This window comes from Paenibacillus sp. VTT E-133291, from assembly GCF_002264395.1.
In the GTDB taxonomy this organism is placed as follows: Bacteria; Bacillota; Bacilli; order Paenibacillales; family Paenibacillaceae; genus Paenibacillus_AQ; species Paenibacillus_AQ nitricinens.
Genome location: NZ_NFVA01000172.1, coordinates 1 through 5,264, shown reverse-complemented (window position 1 = coordinate 5,264; position 5,264 = coordinate 1). Strand labels below are relative to the sequence as shown.

9 protein-coding genes and 1 tRNA gene are annotated in these 5,264 nt (G+C 51.5%); 8 read left to right on the top strand and 2 right to left on the bottom strand.

Annotation, left to right across the window (positions count from 1 at the left end; all coding sequences use genetic code 11):
• The first annotated feature begins 16 nt into the window (after positions 1-16).
• The 4 genes from CA598_RS31015 (at position 17) to CA598_RS31000 (ending at position 1,234) form a co-directional block, all read left to right on the top strand.
• The gene (locus CA598_RS31015) at positions 17-130 is read left to right on the top strand and encodes a stalk domain-containing protein (protein ID WP_373455861.1); all 114 of its coding nucleotides are present in this window, start codon (positions 17-19) and stop codon (positions 128-130) included.
• 4 nt (positions 131-134) lie between these two features.
• On the top strand, positions 135-344 hold the full coding sequence (locus CA598_RS31010; RefSeq protein WP_094878992.1) for a hypothetical protein: 210 nt from the start codon (positions 135-137) through the stop codon (positions 342-344).
• Between the two features lie 74 nt (positions 345-418).
• A complete protein-coding gene (locus tag CA598_RS31005) occupies positions 419-622 on the top strand; it encodes a hypothetical protein (protein WP_094878991.1) in 204 nt (67 codons plus the stop codon).
• Positions 623-910: 288 nt separating this feature from the next.
• Entirely contained in the window at positions 911-1,234 is a 324-nt protein-coding gene (locus tag CA598_RS31000) for a hypothetical protein (RefSeq protein WP_094878990.1), read from the top strand.
• Positions 1,235-1,370: 136 nt separating this feature from the next.
• On the opposite strand, the gene CA598_RS32780 is transcribed toward CA598_RS31000, so the two are convergent.
• Positions 1,371-1,571: a hypothetical protein gene (locus tag CA598_RS32780; RefSeq protein ID WP_218832640.1), complete on the bottom strand. Its 201-nt coding sequence runs from the start codon at positions 1,569-1,571 to the stop codon at positions 1,371-1,373.
• 117 nt (positions 1,572-1,688) lie between these two features.
• Between CA598_RS32780 and CA598_RS30990 the strand changes: the two genes are divergently transcribed.
• From CA598_RS30990 to CA598_RS30980, 3 genes are read left to right on the top strand one after another with little or no spacing between them, the layout of a single operon-like run.
• Complete coding sequence (locus tag CA598_RS30990; protein WP_256715912.1) at positions 1,689-1,856, top strand: hypothetical protein; 168 nt, start codon at positions 1,689-1,691, stop codon at positions 1,854-1,856.
• 12 nt (positions 1,857-1,868) lie between these two features.
• Positions 1,869-2,150, top strand: a complete 282-nt coding sequence (locus CA598_RS30985) for a hypothetical protein (RefSeq protein ID WP_094878989.1) — start codon at positions 1,869-1,871, stop codon at positions 2,148-2,150.
• On the top strand, positions 2,147-4,579 hold the full coding sequence (locus CA598_RS30980) for a hypothetical protein (RefSeq protein ID WP_094878988.1): 2,433 nt from the start codon (positions 2,147-2,149) through the stop codon (positions 4,577-4,579). The genes CA598_RS30985 and CA598_RS30980 overlap by 4 nt, the downstream gene beginning before the upstream one ends.
• Here the strand turns inward: CA598_RS30980 and CA598_RS30975 are convergent.
• A complete protein-coding gene (locus CA598_RS30975; protein ID WP_094878987.1) occupies positions 4,545-4,922 on the bottom strand; it encodes a YhjD family protein in 378 nt (125 codons plus the stop codon). The two genes, CA598_RS30980 and CA598_RS30975, sit on opposite strands and share 35 nt — an antisense overlap.
• Positions 4,923-5,149: 227 nt before the next feature.
• Here CA598_RS30975 and CA598_RS30970 point away from each other — a divergent pair.
• Positions 5,150-5,225 (top strand) — tRNA-Ala (locus tag CA598_RS30970).
• Positions 5,226-5,264: the final 39 nt, after the last annotated feature.

Below are 5,264 nucleotides of genomic sequence, written 5' to 3'. Positions count from 1 at the left end.
GGCGAAGGATGGCGTATTGATTGACGGAGCAGTGTACGTTCCATTGCGCGAGATGTCCGATAAGTTCGGCGCGGTCATCGCGTGGGATAACGTAACGAAAACCGCAACTATTACGAAGGAGGCGAAATAATACGATGAACAAAAACGATATCTTACGTAAATTATCCTCGCGGAAGTTTTGGGCGCTACTCGCTGCGTTAGCTACTTCGGTACTAACGGCTTCGGGCGCGGGAGATAATACGGTGCTTCACGTAACCGGCGTCATCGGCGCGGTTGGTGCGTGCGTTGCGTATATGCTGGCGGAGGGGCTTTCTGACGCAGCGAACAAAGATAAGACGGATTAGGCTACGCATATTTACAAAATGCGGAAACTCTCCGATAATGAATTATAACGTAAATTAACGGAGGTCGAGCGAATATGTTCTTAGGCGTAATCGTATTCGGAGTTGTAGTCGGGATAATCATCGCGGTAATAATCGCCATTAAACAGACCGCAACTGCGGAGAAAGTCGATTGCCCTACGTGCGGACGTACGACTCTGTTACCGGGCGGAAGCGCGAAATGTCCGAAGTGTAAAACGCTGATTGTGCGGACGTCTAGCGGTGAATTGATAACGAAGTAACAACGCAATATAAGGCGCAGTCTTTGCGGAGTAATATCCGTAGAGGCTGCGCCTTTTTTTCGTTTAATTTCGCGAGTTCGTCCGGCATAACGTACAAGCCCGCTGTCATACGCTAGGGGTAAAGCGGTCGCCTACGCGATCCGCGCTTTGGGAGCGACGGCGGAAACCTGCGCTCCTTTTCGCTGTCTAACGCCTGTCTACCCGTAAAAATGTCGTAAAATTTGACGACATATAGACCGAGCTACTGCGCATAACATCAAACATACGTAAAACGTAGGAGGCGGTAATGTGGCAGCGTTAGTAAACAAAGCGTTATTGAAACGTATGGCTGGTGAGGTATCCGTTGGAATACTTGCTGAGATGATCGCTGATTTTGCGCAAGGTATTACGGATGCGGACGATGTTGACGACGGTGTGCTCGAAGTAATTGGCGCGATTGAAACGTTGACGGCGGAGATTAAGAGCCGTAGTGGCGCACCGAAAGTTGATCGGTCGAAGCGTAAAAAGACAGCCGCAGTAGTAGCGGATCCTACGGAATCAAAGTCCGCCGACGGTCCGAATACTCAACCGGTAACCCTGCGCCCGATAGGAAACGGTAGTCATCGTGAGTAAGTACGTACGCAAGGGCGTTAACTTCAACGTCGACAACGAGCACCAACGCAAGATACTCGAATGGGCAGCGCGAAAGGGACGCGATAACTTTAGCGGATTTGTAAAGACGATATTGTACGCCGCGATGACCGCTGAATTAAAACAGAAGCGTGATCGCTCCGACAGCACCGCCGACGATTAATCCGATAACAAACGCCATGAATAACAACTCCTCTGTGTTAAATTTACGCCTAGTATATCCAATCCGAAAGGAATGATACGTATGACTAAAACCGTTGCGCTCGAATGGGGCGCATTCCAATCCGGTATTATATCGCCGAAAGTTCGCGCACCTCACGTACCGACTCCGATAACTAAAACGGCTGCCACCGTTCACCTCGCGTTAATCCCAAAGACCGCGTTTGCATCGTCAGTAGCGGCGGGATCCGCAACGTGGGTAACGGTATTTTCAACGGTGCTCGGAATCGCCGATTGGCTCTGCGTTGGCATCATCGTATACGCCGGCATTACGTGGATGTTCGGTAATCGAACGAAGGCGATCGAGTTTCTAATGGGCGGAAGTATCGGTTACATTATCGTGCGCCATGCGGTCGATATCCGTAATTGGCTGCGGATGTTATAGGAGGTGGGCGCAATGATAATACGTATAAATGGCGCAGCACTTCCGGACATTGGCGGCGGCGCCATCGATAATATAACGGAGACGATAACCGGAATAATGTCGCGCGCATTAGGAGAGACAGTGCACGGTATTTTCGCGACGCTTAACGCATACTCTCCGGAAATCATTACGTTCGGCATTATCGTATGTGCGCTCGGAATGATGGTCGCGCCAATCGTCGGCAACAACGGTAAATGGCTGGGGCGCATGTTTCTAACGTTTTGGGTCGGCGTAATCTGGCGTGTATTAACGTGAGCGCGTACGTTGTTTATAAGATCATCCCGCATGTATCCGCACTAAACTCCGCATCCCGTAATCTCCAACGTTCCCTATACGAACTATTCTCCGCGCGTACTAAACCACGTCGCGAAGGTTATCGCATTGTTACGAAGCCGGCTCCGGACTTCTGGTGGATTACGCAAATGGCTGCGGAGACTATTACGTTTTATTGCGCTATGCCGGCCGAGTTCGCCGAATCCTTCCGCGTTAAATTCCGCAATCACGAACAATGGCGGAAGGCAACGCTAGAAGTCGCGGATGACTTTACGTTTCCGAGCGCTGATGGTACGGACATATACGCGCTTAAATACCGCCGCCACGATATGTTCTCGTTAGACTTTCGCTATAACGAGCAGACGACGCCAATACGTGAATTACTCGGAGTAACGAATGAATTAAGCGCAGGTGAAGCAGTCAGCGTATTTATCCGCACGGAAACGGTATCTCGCGCTAAATGGAAGAAACTCGCGGACTATGCGTGGGAAACGTGGGAAGGCGGAGGGCTCGCGTACCGACCCGGATTTGATCCGATGCGGCTAATGCGGACAATAGCGATGGGCGCAGCGCATATCTTTTACGAAGTCAAAACGCTAATCGAAGACGTAATGGCCGGCGTAGAGAAATCGCTGTATCATGGCGCAGGTCCAGCGGTTAAATTCGAACGGAGAGCGTTACCTAATCCGGATCGCGCGGAGCTGCTCGTTAATGGCGATCTATCTACACAGACGAAGAATAAGCGTAATCTACCCGTATTTAAAACGTCTATTCGCTGCGCCGTAACGTCCGCCGATCCGATTAAGCGCGAGATGTTGGCGCGGTCAGTAGCGAGCGCATACGGAGGTTTAGCGGGCGACAATCGGCTGGAATGCGTAAAGGTTAACGTAAGGGCTCGCGCAGAAATTAGCGAATGGAAAGTGCGCGAAATCGCTCCGAATATAATGAGCGTAGATGAGCTCGGCAAATTAACGCAGCTACCGACCGCGGATTTACAAGCGGAGTTTTCCGAAGTCCTAACGTCGAATCGGCGCGTTGAGATCGAGTTGCCGCGTGCGTTCCTGGATGAGCGCGGAATACTTACGGGAACGGCTACGGATCGCGGCGTAGAGCATCGCGTTCATATTCCGACTAACAGTCCGGATAAATTGTATATGCCACGCGCTGTTAACGGGTCACCGCGTATGGGCAAGGATCAGCACGTAGTCAATCTCGTAGTAGAGGCGAAGCGCCAGCACGGAATCGGCGCAGTTATACCGGACTTCATCGACGAACATAACAAAGACAGCGCAGGCAACCAACGCGGCATGGCGGACGCAATACGTGACCACTTAGCGCCGGAAGACGTTATTGATATTAATTTAGCGGATACAGCCTACGCGCCATATCTCGGACTGCAGACCGTTCTCCATAACGTTAGCGATAAGCGGATAGCCGCCGATGCGATTGCGGAGTATCTTACGGATTTCTTGCTATCGGACGGTGACGAGGATAAGTTCCAGACGTCGGAATTTACGCGTGATGCGGCGAAAGTGTGTAACGGGGATCTAACGGATATGAAAGCGATGTTTACTTCGGCGGCATTCCGGAAACAGAAGATCGCGGAGTTAGACGATGTATTCGATATGGATACGTGGCGCGATTTCGATAAGATGAGCGAGGGCAAGCAGGGGCAAATATACGGACCGGTGCTGCGGCGGATTACGCAGATAACGAGTAGCGAATTTTTGAAGCCGATGTTTTGCCAAACGTATAATCCCGCAATGGATTTATACCGTTGGGTTGCGGAGGGGAAAGTCGTAATCATCCGTTGTGTAATGCCGGAGGGCGTACCGATGCCGGAGCGTGTTAAGGAGATGCTCGGATATTGGATCGTAATGCTAACGCTACTTATTAAACTTGCGCAGGCGGGGAAAGGCGCGGGAACACTACTCGTACTTAACGAACCGCATCAATTTATGTCGCGCGGACTCGTTCACTTTACTAAACGGATGCTACGTGAGGGTCCGAAATATAAACTCGCGCCGATCATCGCGTTTCATGATTTCAGCGCATTCCATTCGTATCCTGGCTTCGTTGATACGTTGCTTGCCGCGTCCGTCAATTGGCATCTATTTCGCAATACTCACGTTGATACGTATAAGCGCTTGATGCCGTATCTCTCGAAAACGTTCGATGATCCGCAGCAAGCGTTCGAAGCTACGCGCCAATATCAGTTTATCGCGTGTTGGCTACGCGAAGGGGAATACGAAGCGCCATTCGTAGCGGATGCGTTAGTACCCGTCGGCAAGCGCTATGCGTCCGTAGATAACGTAGCTCTCACGGCGGCACACTCGCGGAAGTACGGACGACCGATTGCGGAAGTGTTGGCGGAGATTAAGGCGCGGGAACGGAGTTATCGAAAAGCGTAAGATACGCGCGCATAACGCCCATGCCGCCGTTTATATCGACCGTTACTTCTCCGCTGTGACCGCGACAGAGATAGTGCGCGACAACATTTGCGCCAACACGCTCGGTGGAGACGACACGTAAACCACGCCGGTAGATATCGCGTTTAGCTGCGTCGAGATCCGCAGTCGCGCGAGCAATGGCGGTATCAATTACGTCGGTATACGGTGACGGCGTCTTTAGGAGACCGGGCTCCATAAATACGAGGCGATCCCGTTTAAGCGCGGCGATAACTAACGGAAGAGTGACGGCCGGTGCGATGAGAGCGAGGTCATCCGGAGAAGGTGGCGCGGGTAGATTTTTCATAGCGTAGGACCTCCGTTTTGATTGCGAATGTATGTTCGTATTATATAACGGAAAATGCGATTCCGCAATATTCGAGCAGATATCCGAAAAAAGGACTTGCAGCGATGCGCTCCCGTGTGGTATATTAATTGAGCGGAAAGAAAACGAGCGGATTTGCAGGACGCTAGAAACCGTTGGTACGAGCGGGTTGTACGTTGACTGACCGTCGACTTGACGGAGTAATTCGCGGGGCCATAGCTCAGCTGGGAGAGCGCATCGCTGGCAGCGATGAGGTCAGGGGTTCGATCCCCCTTGGCTCCACCAAACTTCATATGGACTCTTAGCTCAGTTGGTAGAGCAGTA

Excerpts from the sequence above, each read along its gene's own strand:
- CA598_RS31010 (WP_094878992.1), top strand. The coding sequence starts at position 135 with ATGAACAAAAACGATATCTTACGTAAATTATCCTCGCGGAAGTTTTGG.
- CA598_RS31005 (WP_094878991.1), top strand. The coding sequence starts at position 419 with ATGTTCTTAGGCGTAATCGTATTCGGAGTTGTAGTCGGGATAATCATC.
- CA598_RS30985 (WP_094878989.1), top strand. The coding sequence starts at position 1,869 with ATGATAATACGTATAAATGGCGCAGCACTTCCGGACATTGGCGGCGGC.
- CA598_RS30975 (WP_094878987.1), bottom strand. The coding sequence starts at position 4,922 with ATGAAAAATCTACCCGCGCCACCTTCTCCGGATGACCTCGCTCTCATC.